Raw genomic sequence first — 17,803 nt, 5'->3', positions numbered from 1 at the left:
GCCCTCAATCAGCACCTGCCATTACCACAGGCAAAACAAAAGCCGCCCGAGGGCGGCTTTTGTCATTGCGGCCAACCTTTAGGCGGTCGGCTCGGCCTTCTGGCGCAGACGCAGGTTCAGCTCTTTCAGCTGCTTCTCGTCCACCGCATTCGGCGCATTGGTCAACAGACACTGTGCACGCTGGGTTTTCGGGAAGGCAATCACGTCGCGGATGGACTCGGCACCGGCCATCAGGGTCACCAGACGATCCAGACCGAAGGCCAGGCCGCCATGTGGCGGCGCGCCGAACTTCAGGTTGTCCAGCAGGAAGCCGAACTTGTTCTGCTGTTCTTCCGGGCTGATCTTCAGCGCCGCGAACACCTTCTCCTGCACCTCAGCACGGTGGATACGCACCGAACCACCACCGATTTCCCAACCGTTCAGCACCATATCGTAAGCGCGTGCAATGCAAGCACCCGGATCGGTATCCATCAGGTCTTCGTGGCCAGGTTTCGGGCTGGTGAACGGATGGTGGCAAGCAGTCCAGCGATCGGCTTCTTCGTCGTGTTCGAACATCGGGAAGTCAACCACCCACAGCGGACGCCATTCGCGTACGAAGTAGCCGTCTTTCTCGCCACGCTCGTGACCGATCTTGATACGCAGCGCACCGATCGCCTCGTTCACAACCTTGGCCTTGTCGGCACCGAAGAAGATGATGTCGCCGTTCTGGGCACCGGTACGCTCAATGATGGCTTGCAGGCCGGCAGCGGACAGGAACTTCACGATTGGCGACTGCAGGCCTTCTTCGTTCAGCTTGGTGATGTCGTTGACCTTGATATAGGCCAGACCCTTGGCACCGTAAATGCCGACAAACTGGGTGTAGTCGTCGATCTCTTTACGCGACAGTGTCGCACCGTTCGGCACGCGCAGGCCAACCACACGACCATTAGCCATGTCGGCCGCGCCACGGAACACCTTGAACTCTTCCGACTTCATTACTTCGGTCAGTTCGGTGAACTTGAGCGATACGCGCAGGTCCGGCTTGTCGGAACCGTAGTAGAACATGGCATCGGCGTAGGTCATGCGCGGGAACTTGCCCAGCTCGACATTCATCACGTCGCGGAAGATTTCCTGCGCCATGTTTTCGGTGATGTCCATGATCTGGTCCTCGTTCAGGAACGAGGTCTCGATATCGATCTGGGTGAATTCTGGCTGACGGTCAGCACGCAGGTCTTCGTCACGGAAGCACTTGGTGATCTGGTAGTAACGGTCGAAACCGGCCACCATCAGCAGCTGCTTGAACAGCTGTGGCGATTGCGGCAGCGCGAAGAATTCGCCCGGATGCACGCGGGATGGCACCAGGTAGTCACGCGCACCTTCCGGCGTGGAGCGGGTCAGCATCGGGGTTTCGATGTCGATGAAGCCCTGCTTGTCGAGGTGGTTACGCACGCCCATCGCTACGCGGTAGCGCATGCGCAGGTTTTTCTGCATGGCTGGACGACGCAGGTCGATGACGCGATTGGTCAGACGCACGTTCTCGGACAGGTTTTCGTCGTCGATCTGGAACGGCGGGGTAACCGCTGCGTTCAGGATTTCGATTTCCTTGGCCAGGATTTCGATCTCGCCGGAGATCATGCGGCTGTTGGCAGTGCCTGCCGGACGCTCGCGCACGATACCGGTGATGGACAGCACGAATTCGTTACGGGTGCTGTCGGCAGTCTGGAACGCTTCCGGGGTATCCGGATCAATCACCACCTGCACCAGACCTTCGCGGTCACGCAGGTCGATAAAAATCACGCCACCGTGGTCACGACGACGGTGAGCCCAGCCTTTGACGGTCACGGTCTGACCGAGGTATTTCTTGTCAATAAGTCCGCAATAATCGGTACGCATGGCAAAGCCTTTTTGTTGAATTCGTAAATGGTATCTGGAAGTCGTGCAGGGTTGGCCGCAAACCTGCGGCCAACCCTGTCAATTTCGCTCGTCGTTCTCTTGGGAACGCACATCGGCCGGGGCTGGTGGCGCCACCACCCCCATGGAGATCACATACTTGAGCGCCGCATCCACCGACATGCCCAGTTCACGCGTCTCGCTCTTGGGCACCAGGATGAAGTAACCCGAAGTCGGGTTTGGCGTCGTCGGGACATACACGCTGACAAACTCTTCCTCACCCAGCTGCTGCTTGACCTCACCACTAGGCGAGCCGGTCTGGAAGGCAATCGTCCAGGCATTCTGGTGTGGGAAACGCACCAGCAGTGCTTTGCGGAAAGCCTGACCAGAGTCGGACAACAGCGTATCGGAAACCTGCTTCACGCTGTTGTAGATGCTTTTCACCACCGGCGTACGCGTCAGCACCAGCTCCCAGACATCCAGCAGACGCTGGCCGAGTACGTTGGCCGCCATGAAACCCGTTGCAAGCAGCAAGGCCAAAGCCAGCACAACACCCAGCCCGGGAATGTCAAAGCCGAACAGGCTCTCTGGCCGCCAGCTGTGCGGCAGCAACTGCACGGTCTGATCGAGTGTGCCGACAATCAGGTTCACCACCCACAGGGTGACGGCGATAGGCAGCCAGATCAGCAAGCCGGTGATGAGATAACCCCGCAGGGTCATTTTGATATGTTTCATCTATGCCTCAGGCGCACCCGCTGCTGCCACAGCCGCCACTGCCACAGGCTGGCGTGCTACCGCTATTTTTGAAATCGGTCACATACCAGCCATTGCCCTTGAGCTGAAAACCGGCTGCAGACAACATCTTGTTGTAGCTGGCCGCGCCACAGCTCGGGCATTCGGTCAGCACCGGATCGCTCATTTTCTGCAGGTGTTCGTTCTGTACACCACAAGCATCACAGCGGTATTCATAAATCGGCATGTTTCACCACCCCAAGATCAAACACAATGACATAATGCATACACTATTGCAGTGCATCAACACTCACCGCAGCAGTCCAAGTCAGCATATTGCCCTAGCCCGCAGGAAATTCAAGGCCGAGACAAGCAAACTCGGCATTATATCTGACTGATCCGGCAATAGAAAATGCGTTTCATGGCAGGGTAAACAAACACGGCGATACTTTTCGCTCCGAGCACTCTTTTTCAAGAAAAGGAATACAGCATGACCGCACCTCACCTGCCGCTGCAAGGCAAACGTGGCCTGATTGTCGGCGTCGCCAACGAGCACAGTATCGCCTATGGCTGCGCCCGGATTCTGCAAGAACAAGGTGCCGAGCTGGCCATCACCTATCTGAACGAAAAAGCCGAAAAATACGTACGCCCGCTGGCCGATCATGTACAGGCATCGCTGGTATTGCCGCTGAATGTCGAAAACGAAGGCGAGCTGGCCAGCGTGTTTGCCCAAATCGAAGCGCAATGGGGCCAACTGGACTTTGTCATTCACTCGATTGCCTTCTGCCCGATGGATGATCTGCACGGCCGGGTGACCGACTGCTCGCTGACCGGCTTCCAGCAGGCCATGCGTGTTTCCTGCTACTCCTTCATCGAGATGGCGCGCGCCGCCGAACCGCTGATGAAGCAAGGCGGCACCCTGATCACCATGAGCTACTACGGCGCCGACAAGGTCGTCGAAAACTACAACATCATGGGACCAGTCAAGGCTGCGCTGGAATCCAGCGTGCGCTATATGGCACACGAACTCGGCCCGAAGGGCATTCGCGTACATACCGTGTCACCAGGCCCGCTGAAAACCCGTGCCGCCAGCGGCATCGCCCACTTCGACAAGCTGATCGACGAAGCTATCGAGCGCGCCCCGCAAAACCGCCTGGTCGATATCGATGATGTCGGCAATGTCTGCGCCTTCCTGGTTTCTGACGCCTCGCGTGGTCTGACCGGCGAAGTTACTTACGTCGACGGCGGCTTCAACATCATGGCCTGAGCCATGCGGCCAACCCAGCAAGTATTCAGGAGCACCCAGCATGACCAAGGATGAACACGCTTTTACCGACATCATCGAACAGGCAACCCAGAACGGCCCGCGGCCGATGGCCGTGGCTCATCCATGCAGCCCCGAAGCCTTGCTGGGCGCCGTCGAGGCCGGCCGTCACGGCATTGCCACCCCGATTCTTATTGCACCCAAAACCAAGCTGCTGAAACTGGCTGACAGTCTTGATCTCGATATCGGCCATTTCGAGATCATCGATGTCGCCCACAGCCATGAAGCCGCGGAAAGAGCGGTCGCACTGGTCCGCGAGGGCTTTGCCGACAGCCTGATGAAAGGCAGCCTGCATACTGACGAATTCATGTCAGCCGTGCTTGACCGCCACAAGGGCATCCGTACCGATCGGCGCATCAGCCACGTCTTCGTAATGAAGGTCGAGAGCTATCCGCGCTATCTGTTCATCACCGATGCCGCGATCAATATCGAGCCTGATCTGGATACAAAACGCGACATTTGCCAGAACGCGATCGACCTGTGCCACTCGCTGGGCATTGCCAAACCCAAGGTGGCCATTCTGTCGGCAGTCGAGACCATCAGCCCCAAGATCCGCTCGACACTGGACGCCGCGGCACTGTGCAAGATGGCAGATCGTGGCCAGATTCGCGGCGCCTTGCTGGATGGCCCACTGGCGTTTGATAATGCCATTTCGCATGCCGCCGCCGACACCAAGGGCATCGACTCGCCAGTAGCAGGCGAGCCCGACATCCTGCTGGTGCCCGATCTGGAATCCGGCAATATGCTGGCCAAGCAGCTGACCTATCTTGCCGCCGCCGCCAGCGCCGGCATCGTGATTGGCGCACGCGCCCCTATCGTCCTGACCAGCCGTGCCGACGATGCCGCCGGCCGCCTGGCCTCGGCCGCAGTAGCCAACGTTTATGCCGCAGCCATCAGAAAGGAAAAAGCATGAGTGAAGCCCTGATTGCCATCAACGCCGGCTCTGCCACCCTCAAATTCCGCGCCTACGACAATAGCGGGCGCCAATTGCTGGCGCGTGGCCTGGTCGACCGTTTTGGCAGTCCGGGCGCGGTACTCGAGCTGGAACACCAGGGCAAACAGACCCGGGTCAACCTGCTGGGCGGCAGCCGTGATGAAGCGATTGCCGCCGTGCTTTCCGTACTGGCCGACAAGGGCCTGCGCCCTTCGGCCATCGCTCATCGCGTGGTACATGGCGGTCTGAAATACACCAGCCCGGTGATGCTCAGTCCCGAGGTGGTGGATGATCTGGCCGAGCTGATCCCGCTGGCCCCGCTGCATCAGCCGGCCAGCCTTGCGGTGATGACCGCTTTTGCCCGCCAAGACCCGGCCCTGCCGCAGATTGCCTGCTTTGACACGGCGTTTCATTGCGGCCAACCCGAGGTCAACACTCGCTTTGGCATCGCACGGCACTGGCATGAACAGGGGCTGCGCCGCTATGGCTTTCACGGCCTGTCCTACGCCTCGATTGCTCGTCGCCTTGCCGACATGTCGCTCGCCAGCCAGCGCGTGGTGGTCTGCCACCTCGGCAGCGGCGCCAGCGCCTGCGCCATTCATGATGGCCGCAGCATCGCGGCCAGTACCGGTTTCTCGGCGGTTGACGGCCTGATGATGGGCACCCGCCCCGGCTATCTCGATCCTGAAATCATTCTGTACTGGCAAGAACACGAAGGACTCTCGATCGAGCAAGTCCGGCAGGAGCTTTACAAAAAGAGTGGTTTGCTAGGGGTATCCGGCATTTCGGCAGATATGCGCGAGCTGCTGGCCAGCAAAGAGAGTGCCGCCAAAGAGGCAGTCGAGCTGTTCTGCAACCGGGTAGCACGCGAGGTTTCTTCGCTGGCGACTACCATGCGCGGGCTGGACGCCATTATCTTCACCGCCGGTGTCGGCGAACGCTCGCCCGAAATCCGCATGCGCATTCTGAAACAACTGTCGTGGCTGGGTTTTGAAACCGACATTGCGGCCAACCTGGCCCGGGCACAACGCATTACCACGCCGGGCAGCCCGCGCCATGCCTATGTGATTGCAACCGATGAAGAAGGGGAAATGGCCCGCGAAGCCGCCGCCTTGCTCAGCGGCGACATCGAACTGTAAACCGGTTTAATTCGCCAGCCAGTCGGTCAGCATCAGACCGAAGCCGACGCCACGCGAATAGTGGTTATAGTCGAGCAAGCTCTCGCCATAACCACTAAAACCCTGCACATAGCCGCGCAGACGACCGGCCACCGGGAAGGTCCAATCCAGTTGCACTGCACCTTTGCCGGTTGATGGATTGAAACGCATGCGACCACCCAGCGTGTGATCCTGCCAGCGATAGATGGCCTGCAGATCGCCACGCCCCATGAAGTCCACAATGTCGGGGTTATCATCCTCGCCGGCCTTTTCCGGCAGGCGATACCACCAGCGACCGACAAGACTCAGGTTGCCTTTTTCGACACCCGCCATGGCATAAAGGCGATTCCAGCTACGTGACAGCGGGTCCGGCTGGCCATTGGATTGATGATTGATACCAAGCCCAGCCATGCGCAAACGCCAGCCCTGCCATTGCCAGTCGGCCGGCAGCGGCATGGTCAGCAAGACCTCCGGCTCGTAATAAGTTTCGCGAAATGGCGATGACTGCCCCTTGTTGTACATCTGCCAGTGCGATTGCTGGGTATAACCAAACCACAAATCAGCCGGCGTCTCCAGTACGTTCTGCCACAGCTTGCTCTTGAAAGAAATCTGGTACTTTGTCTCGACGTTCTTGAGCGTCGCCCCGAACAAGCTGATCGGCTCTTGCGTCGGCGTGGACGGACGATTATTGGGGGTCAGCAGATACCAGACCGGCAAGATATAGGTCGGGTTATGCGATCTGAGGGTAAAGGTGCCCGTCTTGTTGTCTTCGAGCAAATCCCATTGCCGCTCGAGCGGTGTCGCGCCGACAGTCGCCTCGTCCGGCAAATCAGGCTTCGTTTGCTGCAAGTCAGGCAAGGAGGCCGAAGTGTCTGCCGGCACGGCCATTTGCCCGGCGGCCAAAGCTTCGGGCTGCACTTTGGCAAACAGAGCATCGAAGCAGGCAAGACGCGCCGGATTGTCCTGCAGTGCGCTACAACTATCGATATCTTGCTGGCTGGCCGCCAGTACCGCTGGTGACAACAACAATAATGCCGATAGTGCTCGTGACATGTTTATCCTTTCACAACGCTAAAAATACAAAAGGCCCCGCTAAGCGGAGCCTTTTTGTATTCTTGCCAATACAGCAATCAGGCAGCCATTGCCTTGACTTTGGCGGACAGACGGCTCTTGTGACGAGCGGCCTTGTTCTTGTGGAACACGCCCTTGTCAGCAATACGGTCAATCACTTTAACGGAAGTCTGGAATACGGTGTTAGCAGCAGCCTTGTCACCAGCTTCTACCGCCTTGACAACTTTCTTGATCGCGGTACGGAAGGCAGTACGCAGGCTGGCGTTGTGCGCGCGCTGCTTGAGGGCCTGGCGTGCACGCTTGCGAGCTTGTGCGCTGTTAGCCATGGAAATCTCCTGAATTTAGCTGAATCTGAAACGGCCGATTTTAAGCGCTAAGATCACGTTTTGCAACAACAATTCCCTGCGCGTAAACTACGGCACGTCAAAAAATCGCAACACGCCACCGGCCAAAACATGAATTTACTAAAAGTACTGGCAAAAGTCAGCAGCATGACGCTTGTTTCTCGCGTCCTCGGCTTTGTCCGCGATGCCATCATTGCGCGCGTTTTCGGTGCCGGCATGGCGACCGATGCTTTCTTTGTTGCGTTCAAACTGCCCAACCTGCTGCGCCGTATCTTTGCCGAAGGTGCCTTCTCGCAGGCCTTCGTCCCGGTACTGGCCGAGTACAAAGAGAAGAAAGGCGAGGAAGCCACCCGCGTCTTTCTGTCGCACATTGCCGGCACACTAAGCCTGGTATTGCTGGTTGTTACGGCGCTGGGCATGTTGGCCGCACCGCTGATCATCTGGCTGACTGCTCCCGGTTTCAAGAGCGATGCCGCCAAGATGGCCCTGACCGGCGATCTCTTGCGCGTGACCTTTCCCTATATATTGTTCATTTCGCTTTCCTCGCTCGCCGGCAGTGTGCTGAACACCTGGAACCGCTTCTCGGTACCGGCTTTCACGCCAACATTGCTTAACATCTCTTTCATCCTGTTTGCGCTATTTGCCACACCTTATTTCGCACAACCGGTGATGGCGCTGGCGTGGGCGGTGTTTTTTGGCGGGATTGCCCAGTTGGTTTACCAGCTGCCGCATCTGAAAAAGCTCGACATGCTGCCAATGCCGCGGCTGAATCTGCGCGATGCCGCCGTCTGGCGAGTCATCAAACAGATGGGGCCGGCCATGCTCGGCGTCTCGGTGGCGCAAATCTCGCTGCTGATCAATACCGCCTTTGCATCGCTGCTGGTTTCCGGCTCGATCTCGTGGATGTATTACGCCGACCGCCTGATGGAGCTGCCGACCGGCGTCCTCGGCGTAGCACTCGGCACCATCCTGCTGCCGTCCTTATCCAAATGCGCGAGTCGCGGCCTGGAAGCACGTGACGAGTTCAACAAGCTGCTGGACTGGGGCCTGCGCCTGTCACTGTTGCTGGCACTGCCCTCAGCCGTCGGACTTGCCGTACTGTCAGCCCCGCTGATTACCACCCTGTTCATGGATGGCAAGTTTAACCACCACGACATGTTGATGACCCAGCAAGCACTGGTCGCATACTGCGCCGGCCTGACCGGGCTGATTGTGGTGAAAATCCTCGCCCCCGGTTTTTATGCGCTGCAGAACATCAAGACGCCGGTGAAGATTGCCATCATCACGCTGATTGCCACCCAGCTGATGAACCTGGCCTTTATCGGCCCGCTTGCCCATGCCGGCCTGTCGCTTTCGATTGGCCTGGGCTCTTGCCTGAATGCCGGCCTGCTCTACTATCAATTGCGCAAACACGATATCTACACGCCGGAAGCCGGCTGGCGCGGCTTCCTCGCCAAACTGCTGCTGGCCTTGCTGGTGATGACAGCGGTGCTGCTGGGCGCACAATATCTGCTGCAACTTGATTGGCATGCGATGCATGGCCTGCAGCGCGCACTGTGGCTGAGCCTGCTGATTGTGCTGGGTGCCGGCAGTTATTTTGCTTCCCTGCTGCTGACCGGCATCCGCCCGCGCCATTTCATGCGCCGCGCCGTATGAGACTGGGCACCCGATACGATATGAACAAGGCCGCATGACAAGGTTGGCCGCAACGAGGAATACACCATGAATCCGACTTACACACCCGAGTTTTCACCACTGGGCAAAAAGGTCGACTATCAGGATCACTACGACCCCAGCCTGCTGTTTCCGATTGCCCGTCAGCAAAAGCGTGACGAAATCGGCGTCGACGAAGCCGCCCTGCCGTTTGCCGGCGTCGATCTGTGGACCGGCTTCGAGCTGTCTTGGCTCAACAGCAAGGGCAAACCGCAAGTCGCCATTGCCACCTTCCGCATTCCGGCTGACAGCCCGAAACTGATCGAGTCCAAATCGTTCAAGCTGTATCTGAACAGCTATAACCAGACCCGCATTGCGAGCTGGGAGCAGGTACAGGCCCAGCTGCAACTGGATCTGTCCAATGCTGCCGGCGCGCCGGTCAGCGTCGAACTGCTGTCGCCCGCCCACTTTGCCGCCGAACAGATTCGCGAACTGGACGGTGACAGCATCGACGAGCTGGATATCGAAATCGACAACTACGAACCGTGCCCGCAGCTATTGCATGCCGATGCGGCCAACGTCGTGAGTGAAACACTCAGCTCGCAGCTGCTGAAATCCAACTGCCTAGTGACTGGCCAGCCGGACTGGGGCAGCGTGCAGATCCGCTATACCGGCCCGAAGATCGAGCGCGAAGCCCTGCTGCGTTACCTGATCGGCTTCCGTCAACACAATGAATTCCACGAGCAGTGCGTCGAGCGCATCTTTGTCGACATCCTGCGCGCCTGCCAGCCGCAAAGCCTGACCGTGTATGCACGTTACACCCGCCGCGGCGGCCTCGATATCAATCCGTGGCGCAGCAATGCAGCCGATGCTGCCATGCCGGCCAATGTGCGTACCGCGCGACAGTAAAACGACAGATTAACGGCATCCTGAAAATAATTGCACAAAGCCGTTGACAGCCAAAAGGCACATGCGTATAGTTCGCCTCTCTCGCAAGACGACAGTCAAACGAGAACAGCGCACCCGTAGCTCAGTTGGATAGAGTATTTGGCTACGAACCAAAGGGTCGGGCGTTCGAATCGCTCCGGGTGCGCCACAATTTAACGTCCCTATAGTTTAGCGGTTAGAACACTGCCCTTTCACGGCGGCGGCCGGGGTTCGATTCCCCGTGGGGACGCCAGCGCACCCGTAGCTCAGTTGGATAGAGTATTTGGCTACGAACCAAAGGGTCGGGCGTTCGAATCGCTCCGGGTGCGCCACTTACAATTTACGTCCCTATAGTTTAGCGGTTAGAACACTGCCCTTTCACGGCGGCGGCCGGGGTTCGATTCCCCGTGGGGACGCCAGATTCTGAAAAACACCACCATCGTGGTGTTTTTTTTCGTCTCGCGCCTGCTTATTCCTGCATATCAGACTTTTTGCGCTTATTAGCGCATATTGATATATAAAAACAATCTTTCTTGCCCTGACACGCTCCGGTACAGTGCAGTTCTCGAAACCCACGGCAGCAGCAAACTGCCGCAGATGAACTGCCACAGAATTGAGCACCCGCATGAATATCAGTCAGGAGAGGCTGACTCACCTCAAGCAACTTGAAGCCGAGTCCATTCATATCATCCGCGAAGTCGCTGCCGAATTCGAAAATCCGGTGATGCTCTACTCCATCGGCAAGGATTCCGCCGTGATGCTGCGTCTGGCCGAAAAGGCCTTCGCGCCCGGCAAGCCACCGTTTCCGCTGATGCATGTCGACACCACCTGGAAATTCAAGGAAATGATTGCGCTGCGCGACAAACAGGCCAGCGAATACGGCTGGGACCTGATCGTGCATACCAATCAGGAAGGCGTAGACGCCGGCATCAACCCTTTCACCGCCGGTAGCGCCAAGCACACCGACGTGATGAAGACCGAAGGCCTGAAACAGGCGCTGAACAAGTACAAGTTTGATGCGGCCTTTGGCGGTGCGCGTCGTGACGAGGAAAAATCGCGCGCCAAGGAGCGTGTGTACTCCTTCCGCGACAAGAACCACCGCTGGGATCCGAAAAGCCAGCGTCCGGAACTGTGGAACATCTACAACGCCAAGATCAACAAGGGCGAATCGATCCGCGTGTTCCCGCTGTCGAACTGGACCGAGCTGGACATCTGGCAATACATCTTCCTCGAAAACATCGAGATCGTGCCGCTGTACTTTGCCGCCGAGCGTCCGGTGATCGAGCGTGATGGCACGCTGATCATGATCGACGACGAGCGCATCCTGCAGTACCTGAGCGAAGAAGAGAAAGCCAGGATCCAGCACAAGAAAGTGCGTTTCCGCACCCTGGGCTGTTATCCGCTGACCGGCGCGGTCGAGTCCGAGGCGGACAGTCTCGCCGACGTGATCCAGGAAATGCTGCTGACCAAGACCTCCGAACGCCAGGGCCGCGTGATCGACCACGACTCGGCCGGCTCGATGGAGAAGAAAAAGATGGAAGGCTACTTCTAAGCCCCGTTTTTTCAGTCAACGAATGTTCAGGGTTGGCCGCATGCGGCCAACCTTTACGATGCAAGGCACACGCTTATGGCACACCAATCCGACCTGATCGCCAGCGACATCCTGGCCTATCTGAAGCAGCACGAGAACAAGGATCTGCTGCGCTTCATTACCTGCGGTAATGTGGACGACGGCAAGTCGACCCTGATCGGCCGTCTGCTGCATGACTCCAAGCTGATCTTTGAAGACCAGCTGGCTGCAATCCAGCGCGATTCGAAAAAGTACAACACCACCGACGAAGAAATCGATCTGGCGCTGCTGGTCGATGGCCTGCAGGCCGAGCGCGAACAGGGCATCACCATTGATGTCGCTTATCGCTACTTCAGCACCGACAACCGCAAATTCATCATTGCCGACTGCCCGGGCCACGAGCAGTACACACGCAATATGGCGACCGGTGCCTCGACCTGTAATCTGGCGGTGATCCTGATCGACGCGCGTTACGGCGTGCAGACCCAGACCCGCCGCCACAGCTATATCGTGAGCCTCCTGGGCATCAAGCATGTGGTGGTTGCCATCAACAAGATGGATCTGCTGAACTTCGATCAGGCCGTGTTCAACCGCATCCGCGACGAATACACCGCCTTTGCGGCCAACCTCGGCATTGCCGACATCCGCTTCGTGCCGATCTCGGCACTGCGCGGCGACAATGTGGTGAGCCGCAGCGAGCAGACCCCCTGGTACGACGGCCAGACGCTGATGGGCATTCTCGACAGCGTCGAGATCGACCACGACGACCGCCAGAACGCCTTCCGCCTGCCGGTACAGTATGTGAACCGCCCGAACCTGGACTTCCGCGGCTTCTGCGGCACCATCGCCTCCGGCCATATCCGCCCGGGCGATCGCATCGTGGCGCTGCCGTCCGGCAAGGAAAGCACGGTCAAATCCATCGTGGTTTACGAAGGTGAACTGGCGCAGGCTGCCAGCGGTCAGGCCGTGACGCTGACCCTGACTGACGAAATCGACATCTCGCGTGGCGACATGATCGTGCGCGCCGATGAAGAGCGCCCGACCGTCAGTCAGGCCGTCGATGCCCATCTGGTGTGGATGGATGAAAACCCGCTGGTTGTCGGCAAGGAATACGGCTTCAAGCTGGCCGGCAAGAGCCTGACCGGTCGCGTCGAGCGCATCGTGCATCGTATCGACGTCAACACGCTGGATGCCTTCGAAGCCGAAAAGCTGCAGCTGAACGAAATCGGTCTGGTACGCATTGCCTTCAATGCTCCGGTCGTGTTCGACAGCTACAAGGACTGCCGCGCCACCGGCAGCCTGATCGTGATCGACCGCCTGTCCAACGCCACTTCCGCCGCCGGCATGATTCAGCGCGAAGCAACATTTGACCAGGCCAGCCAGAACCACAATGATCTGGCGCGTCTGCGTGCTTTCGAGCTGGAACTGAATACGCTGGTACGCAAGTACTTCCCGAACTGGGAAGCCAAGGACATCAGCAAACTGCTGTAAGTTGGCCGCATTAACGACAAGGGCCGGGTGGCATTGCCACCCGGCCCTTGTCGTTTAACGCCTCAATCAGTCCGCTTTTGCGGCCCCATCAAACACCCACGCATCCATGGTAATCGCCGCATATTCGATGCCGCGATGCAGACTGCGGCCAACTTTGCCGGCCGCGGCGCCCAGCGCAAAAAACAGCGGCAACAGATGCTCGTCAGTCGGATGATTCTCACGCGCAAACGGTGCTTGCTGCTTCCAGTCGAGCAAGGCCGCCTGATCACCCTGCTGCAACCGCAAGGCAAACCAGTCAGCGAATGCCTGTGCCCACGGCTGCGGCGGCATCTCCGGCCCGCCCAGCGCGTACAGATTGTGGGTGATGCTGCCCGAACCGATGATCAGCACACCTTCGTCGGCCAACGTGGCCAATGCCTGGCCAAGACGAAAATGCGCGGCGGCATCCTGCCTTGGCAAGGTTGCCAGCGTCACCACCGGGATATCGGCATCCGGATACATCGCCAGTAGCGGCACCCAGGCACCGTGATCCAGCCCGTCGCTGTCTCCAAGGGCAAAGTCTATGCCCGCCGCCTGCAACAAGGCCGCGGCTCGCGTGGCCAGCGCCTGGCTGCCTTGCGGCGTATAGCCCAGTTGATACAGCTCGCGCGGGAAGCCGCCAAAATCGTGCACCGCCTTCCAGCGCTGGCTATTACCGATGACCGGCATGGTGGCCAGATGGTGGGCCGACATGATCAGAATGCCGCGCGGCCGCTCGAGCCTGGCCGCGTAGTCATGCCAGACATGCCGTGCCGGCGACTGGTTGATCAGCACATCGGGGCCACCATGGGAAATGAAAACAGGAGCAAGCGTCATGCGCTACCGGCCGGTGGCCGCCTCGTCAATTTATCGGGATATATATCAATATGTGATGCTCAGGCAGGATTGCAAGGGGCGGCCGGCAAATCGGCCAGTGCGGCCAACAGCCAGCTGGCCACCTTGCCAGGTGGATGGCGACGCGAGCTCACCGCCACAATGCCCTGCCGCCTTGGCCACGCCGGCAAAGACAGCCGCACCAGGCCCTCGCCATACACTGCCACCAGCCAATGCGGCAATTCGGCCCAGCCAAAACCGTATTTAGCCATCTCCAGCAGCAAGAGATAACTCGGTGCCAGCCAGAAACTGCCGGCACCTTGCACCGTCGGCGTGCTGCCGGCATTGACCGTGGCCAGCCGTAACTGCCGCCACTGCTGCAAATCCGGCTCGCGCAGCGCGGCCATACCGGCCAGCGGATGGTTGGCCGCCACGTACAGCGACAACTCGCTGTACAACGACAAGGCCTGCACCGCCACATCAGCCGGATAACTGGCGGCAGCCGACATCAGCCCCAGCTGCGCGCGGCCACTTTGCAGCATCGCCAGCACGTCATCCTGCTCGCCGATCAGGCACTCAAGTTCGGTATCGGGAAACTCGCTGGCAAAAGCCGACAACACCTGCTGCAAATCGCCGGTATGAAAGGTATCGGACAACACCAGCGTCAGCCGTGGCTCGCAGCCTGCGGCCAACCTTTGCGCGCTCTGCACCAGCTGGTCATGACCGGCCAGCACCGCCCGCGCCTGCTGCAACAGGCTGGCACCTTGCGCTGTCAGCTGCAGCTGCCGCCCCTCGCGCAAGAACAAGGTCACACCGGCGTCGATTTCGAGATTGGCAATGCTCTCGCTGATGGTGGACTGGCTCTTGCCCAGCCCTCGCGCCGCTGCCGAAAACGAACCACGTTCGGCGGCCAAGATGAAGGCCTGCAAGGCATCTATGGAGAAAGACATATCGATTTTTCCGTTAACAGCCAACTGGATACTAGCGGAAATTCCTATCAAACTGCGTGCATTCAAGCAAAGGACTGCCATGAACACCACCGACAAAACCCTGGGCGAACGCATCCTCCACGCCGTGCTGTACGAAGTCTGCGCCATGCTGATGCTGGTGCCGCTGGGCCACTGGCTGCTGGGCCACGAGCCAGCCCAGCTTGGCGTGCTGGCGTTGATGCTGTCCAGCATCGCCATGAGCTGGAATATGCTGTTCAACGCACTGTTCGAACGGCTGGAACGCCGCTATCAGTGGCAGCGCACCATCGCCATCCGCAGCCTGCACGCCATCCTGTTTGAAGGCGGCCTCGTCTTCCTGTGCATCCCGGCGGTAGCATGGTGGCTGGATATCAGCCTGTGGCAGGCCTTCCTCGTCGATATCGGCGTGCTGCTGTTCTTCCTGCCGTATACCTATGCCTTCAACTGGTGCTACGACCATGCGCGCCTGCGCTGGCACCCGGCCGCGAAACAGACAGCCTGATCAGGACGCAAAAAAGCCGGCATCACTGCCGGCCTTTTTGCGTCAGAAAGACGTCACCACTCAGGCTCGCATCCACGCATCCACCGCCAAAAGCGGGGCCAGCGATGGCAGATCCTGCGTGCTCAGCGGCAGGCGTACCTCGCCCGACACGATACGACCCTGCTGCTGCAGCAAGGCCTTGGCCGGGATAGGGTTGGCCGCACTGAACAGCGGCTCGGCGACTTCGCGCAGCAGCGGGCCGATGCGCTCGCCTTCACCTGCCAGGCCTTCGCGCACCCAGTTGGCCACTTGCAGCGGCCAGACATTGCTGGCTACCGACACGAGACCGGCAGCACCATGCGGGGCGAATTCGCCAAAGAACACATCATCACCCGAATACCAGGCGATTTCCGGGAAGCGCAGGCGCAGGCGCGAGAAGGCGGCGACATCGCCACCCGAATCCTTCACCGCCCAGAAGCTGCCATGACCGCGCAGCAGCTCGAGCGCCTCGGCCGACAGCGGCACACCGGCACGCGACGGGATGTTGTACAGCATGCACGGACGCTGGGTTGCATCGAGCAAGGCGCGGAACCAGCCGGCCTGGCCATGGGCACCCGGCTTGGCGTAAATCGGGGTCACCAGCAGATAGCCGGCCAAGGGCAGGGTTTCACAGAAAGCCAGCCACTCGAGCTGACTTGCCAGCTCCAGCCCGCCGACACCAGCCAGCAGCGGCATGTCGAGTTGCAGCGAGCAGGCATAAGTCAGCACCGCCTTGCGCTCGTCCAGCGTCAGATTGCTGCCTTCGCCGGTCGAGCCGAGCAGGATCACGCCATTGCCGGCAGCTTGTTGTTCCAGCAGCAAGCCACGCAGGCTGGCAAGATCAAGTTGGCCGCGCGCATCCAGCGGGGTGACGATGGCCGTCCACAGGGTAATGTTGTTCAAGGTATGCATAAGGATTCTCCAGTCCGGTCGTAGATGAAACAGGCCAAGAGAGGTAAAAAAGTGCGACAAAAAGGCAAGCCCTGCCACGCGGGCAGGCGGGATGTTTGCCAGAGCACTCCATCAGGCTGGCGCCTGATGACAGTCCAGGGGATTCAGCCCCTGTAACCAGCCGTGGCAGGTTTTTCGCCCTGCCCGGCTTCGGCGCTGCCTCCCCTAATACCGCCTTGCCGGGGCGAAAACCCCTAAACGGTACGACCTGAGCAGCGCGCCTCTCCAATCCAGCTTGCGAGTTTGGCGCTTGCAGCGGCATTCTGTCAACCGCCAGCCCGGCATCGGCAGAATATTGCCGCAGCCGGGCTATTCAATAACAAGGAGATCGCCTGATATGACAACACCACGCCCGGACTGTATCCGCCACTGGCAGGAATGCCAGGATGAAGACAACGCGAGCTACCCTGGCAGCAGCGAAAAACTGTCGATCGGCTCGCCCTTCGGCCGTCTGTTCGGCCTGAGCCGCATCGGCATCCATCACGAATTGCTGCCACCGGGGCGGCGCACCTCATGGCCGCATGCCGAGAAGACTGAAGAGGAGTTCGTCTACGTGATCGAAGGCACACCCGACGTCTGGCTGGATGGCGAACTGCATCGCCTGCAGCCGGGCGACGGTGTCGGCTTCGCCCCCGGCAGCGGCCTGGCCCACACCTTCATCAATAACAGCAGCAGCGATGTGCGCCTCTTGGTGGTTGGCGAGCACAAGCGCGCCGACAATCAGGTGGTGTACCCCTTGCATCCGGCACGCAATGCCGAAATCGGCGAGCTGCTGTGGCGTGATGTGCCCACCCGCGAACTTGGCCCGCACGACGGCTTGCCTGACGCCTTGCGCCAGTCCGCCGACAAGCCCGCCTGATTGGCTACGCACAAGACATGGCCATGGTCTAGATTGATTACATCCCGCTCTGGAGGATCTGATCATGTCTCGCTTGATGCTTGCCTTGCTTGCGCTGCCACTGCTGACTGCCTGTGGCCATCTGTATCATCACGACCGGATGGCCGAACATGGCCAGATGGAAACCCACGGCAAGATGGCTGCCCAGCATGCGATGCCGGCCATGTTCAAGGATGGCATGCTGGTGGCGGCCAACGGCATGACGCTCTACAGCTTTGACAAGGATAGCCGTGGCAGCGGGGCCAGCAGCTGTTATGGCGACTGTGCGGTGAAATGGCCGCCGCTACTGGCCGATGGCCATGCCATGGCGATGGGTGACTACAGCCTGGTCAGCCGCAGCGATGGCACGCGCCAGTGGGCCTACAAAGGTTGGCCGCTGTATTTCTGGTTTGCCGACAAAAAGCCCGGCGACAAGCTGGGCGACAATGTCGGCAAGGTCTGGCACATCATCACGCCCTGAAGCCTCATCCCGCACTGGCGGCCGCACACGAATGGCGGTCGCCACAGTCTCTTGTCCACCCTGCAGTGCCGACTGAGGCGGA

18 protein-coding genes, 4 tRNA genes and 1 riboswitch are annotated in these 17,803 nt (G+C 59.4%); of the genes, 14 read left to right on the top strand and 8 right to left on the bottom strand.

Annotated features, from left to right (window positions below):
- Nucleotides 1–78: 78 nt before the first annotated feature.
- The 3 genes from aspS to ACZ9W6_RS15060 form a co-directional block, all read right to left on the bottom strand.
- On the bottom strand, nucleotides 79–1,872 hold the full coding sequence (gene aspS, locus ACZ9W6_RS15070; protein ID WP_465191987.1) for an aspartate--tRNA ligase: 1,794 nt from the start codon (nucleotides 1,870–1,872) through the stop codon (nucleotides 79–81).
- A gap of 78 nt (nucleotides 1,873–1,950) precedes the next feature.
- Nucleotides 1,951–2,604 carry a DUF502 domain-containing protein gene (locus tag ACZ9W6_RS15065; RefSeq protein ID WP_465191986.1) on the bottom strand — a complete coding sequence of 218 codons (654 nt, stop codon included), beginning with the start codon at nucleotides 2,602–2,604 and terminating at the stop codon, nucleotides 1,951–1,953.
- 7 nt (nucleotides 2,605–2,611) lie between these two features.
- The gene (locus ACZ9W6_RS15060) at nucleotides 2,612–2,848 is read right to left on the bottom strand and encodes an FmdB family zinc ribbon protein (protein ID WP_465191985.1); all 237 of its coding nucleotides are present in this window, start codon (nucleotides 2,846–2,848) and stop codon (nucleotides 2,612–2,614) included.
- 243 nt (nucleotides 2,849–3,091) lie between these two features.
- Here ACZ9W6_RS15060 and fabI point away from each other — a divergent pair, with 243 nt between their 5' ends.
- From fabI to ACZ9W6_RS15045, 3 genes are read left to right on the top strand one after another with little or no spacing between them, the layout of a single operon-like run.
- Nucleotides 3,092–3,868 carry an enoyl-ACP reductase FabI gene (fabI, locus tag ACZ9W6_RS15055; RefSeq protein WP_465191984.1) on the top strand — a complete coding sequence of 259 codons (777 nt, stop codon included), beginning with the start codon at nucleotides 3,092–3,094 and terminating at the stop codon, nucleotides 3,866–3,868.
- 40 nt (nucleotides 3,869–3,908) lie between these two features.
- Complete coding sequence (locus ACZ9W6_RS15050) at nucleotides 3,909–4,838, top strand: bifunctional enoyl-CoA hydratase/phosphate acetyltransferase (protein WP_465191983.1); 930 nt, start codon at nucleotides 3,909–3,911, stop codon at nucleotides 4,836–4,838.
- Nucleotides 4,835–5,998 carry an acetate/propionate family kinase gene (locus tag ACZ9W6_RS15045; RefSeq protein WP_465191982.1) on the top strand — a complete coding sequence of 388 codons (1,164 nt, stop codon included), beginning with the start codon at nucleotides 4,835–4,837 and terminating at the stop codon, nucleotides 5,996–5,998. The genes ACZ9W6_RS15050 and ACZ9W6_RS15045 overlap by 4 nt, the downstream gene beginning before the upstream one ends.
- 6 nt (nucleotides 5,999–6,004) lie before the next feature.
- Here the strand turns inward: ACZ9W6_RS15045 and ACZ9W6_RS15040 are convergent, their stop codons facing one another.
- Both ACZ9W6_RS15040 and rpsT read right to left on the bottom strand, forming a co-directional pair.
- Nucleotides 6,005–7,069, bottom strand: coding sequence for a phospholipase A (locus ACZ9W6_RS15040; protein WP_465191981.1), 1,065 nt, complete (start codon nucleotides 7,067–7,069; stop codon nucleotides 6,005–6,007).
- A gap of 77 nt (nucleotides 7,070–7,146) precedes the next feature.
- Nucleotides 7,147–7,413 (bottom strand): 30S ribosomal protein S20, encoded by a 267-nt coding sequence (rpsT, locus tag ACZ9W6_RS15035; protein WP_465191980.1) that lies wholly within the window; start codon nucleotides 7,411–7,413, stop codon nucleotides 7,147–7,149.
- 129 nt (nucleotides 7,414–7,542) lie between these two features.
- Here rpsT and murJ point away from each other — a divergent pair, with 129 nt between their 5' ends.
- From murJ to cysN, 8 genes are all read left to right on the top strand, one after another.
- Nucleotides 7,543–9,087, top strand: coding sequence for a murein biosynthesis integral membrane protein MurJ (gene murJ / locus ACZ9W6_RS15030; protein ID WP_465191979.1), 1,545 nt, complete (start codon nucleotides 7,543–7,545; stop codon nucleotides 9,085–9,087).
- 66 nt (nucleotides 9,088–9,153) lie between these two features.
- Nucleotides 9,154–9,993, top strand: coding sequence for an NADPH-dependent 7-cyano-7-deazaguanine reductase QueF (gene queF, locus ACZ9W6_RS15025; RefSeq protein WP_465191978.1), 840 nt, complete (start codon nucleotides 9,154–9,156; stop codon nucleotides 9,991–9,993).
- A 110-nt stretch (nucleotides 9,994–10,103) separates the two neighbouring features.
- Nucleotides 10,104–10,180: transfer RNA gene (locus ACZ9W6_RS15020), tRNA-Arg, on the top strand.
- Between the two features lie 9 nt (nucleotides 10,181–10,189).
- Nucleotides 10,190–10,264: transfer RNA gene (locus ACZ9W6_RS15015), tRNA-Glu, on the top strand.
- A 2-nt stretch (nucleotides 10,265–10,266) separates the two neighbouring features.
- Nucleotides 10,267–10,343 (top strand) — tRNA-Arg (locus tag ACZ9W6_RS15010).
- A 12-nt stretch (nucleotides 10,344–10,355) separates the two neighbouring features.
- Nucleotides 10,356–10,430: transfer RNA gene (locus tag ACZ9W6_RS15005), tRNA-Glu, on the top strand.
- A gap of 206 nt (nucleotides 10,431–10,636) precedes the next feature.
- Nucleotides 10,637–11,563: a sulfate adenylyltransferase subunit CysD gene (cysD, locus tag ACZ9W6_RS15000; RefSeq protein WP_465191977.1), complete on the top strand. Its 927-nt coding sequence runs from the start codon at nucleotides 10,637–10,639 to the stop codon at nucleotides 11,561–11,563.
- Between the two features lie 75 nt (nucleotides 11,564–11,638).
- Nucleotides 11,639–13,072: a sulfate adenylyltransferase subunit CysN gene (cysN, locus tag ACZ9W6_RS14995; protein ID WP_465191976.1), complete on the top strand. Its 1,434-nt coding sequence runs from the start codon at nucleotides 11,639–11,641 to the stop codon at nucleotides 13,070–13,072.
- A gap of 66 nt (nucleotides 13,073–13,138) precedes the next feature.
- On the opposite strand, the gene ACZ9W6_RS14990 is transcribed toward cysN, so the two are convergent.
- The gene (locus ACZ9W6_RS14990) at nucleotides 13,139–13,927 is read right to left on the bottom strand and encodes a DODA-type extradiol aromatic ring-opening family dioxygenase (RefSeq protein WP_465191975.1); all 789 of its coding nucleotides are present in this window, start codon (nucleotides 13,925–13,927) and stop codon (nucleotides 13,139–13,141) included.
- Between the two features lie 59 nt (nucleotides 13,928–13,986).
- Nucleotides 13,987–14,874, bottom strand: coding sequence for a LysR family transcriptional regulator (locus tag ACZ9W6_RS14985; RefSeq protein WP_465191973.1), 888 nt, complete (start codon nucleotides 14,872–14,874; stop codon nucleotides 13,987–13,989).
- A gap of 79 nt (nucleotides 14,875–14,953) precedes the next feature.
- On the opposite strand from ACZ9W6_RS14985, the gene ACZ9W6_RS14980 reads away from it, so the two are divergent.
- The gene (locus ACZ9W6_RS14980) at nucleotides 14,954–15,394 is read left to right on the top strand and encodes a multidrug/biocide efflux PACE transporter (RefSeq protein ID WP_465191972.1); all 441 of its coding nucleotides are present in this window, start codon (nucleotides 14,954–14,956) and stop codon (nucleotides 15,392–15,394) included.
- A gap of 60 nt (nucleotides 15,395–15,454) precedes the next feature.
- Here ACZ9W6_RS14980 and dapA read toward each other — a convergent pair whose 3' ends face one another.
- Complete coding sequence (gene dapA / locus ACZ9W6_RS14975; RefSeq protein WP_465191971.1) at nucleotides 15,455–16,324, bottom strand: 4-hydroxy-tetrahydrodipicolinate synthase; 870 nt, start codon at nucleotides 16,322–16,324, stop codon at nucleotides 15,455–15,457.
- A 93-nt stretch (nucleotides 16,325–16,417) separates the two neighbouring features.
- Nucleotides 16,418–16,597: riboswitch (Lysine riboswitch) on the bottom strand.
- 103 nt (nucleotides 16,598–16,700) lie between these two features.
- Here dapA and ACZ9W6_RS14970 point away from each other — a divergent pair.
- On the top strand, nucleotides 16,701–17,222 hold the full coding sequence (locus tag ACZ9W6_RS14970; protein WP_465191969.1) for a cupin domain-containing protein: 522 nt from the start codon (nucleotides 16,701–16,703) through the stop codon (nucleotides 17,220–17,222).
- 64 nt (nucleotides 17,223–17,286) lie between these two features.
- Entirely contained in the window at nucleotides 17,287–17,721 is a 435-nt protein-coding gene (locus ACZ9W6_RS14965; RefSeq protein WP_465191968.1) for a COG4315 family predicted lipoprotein, read from the top strand.
- Nucleotides 17,722–17,803: the final 82 nt, after the last annotated feature.

This window comes from Vogesella lacus, from assembly GCF_979366295.1.
The sequence above is the reverse complement of the archived record's forward strand: the minus strand, read 5'-3'. Positions and strand labels throughout refer to the sequence as shown.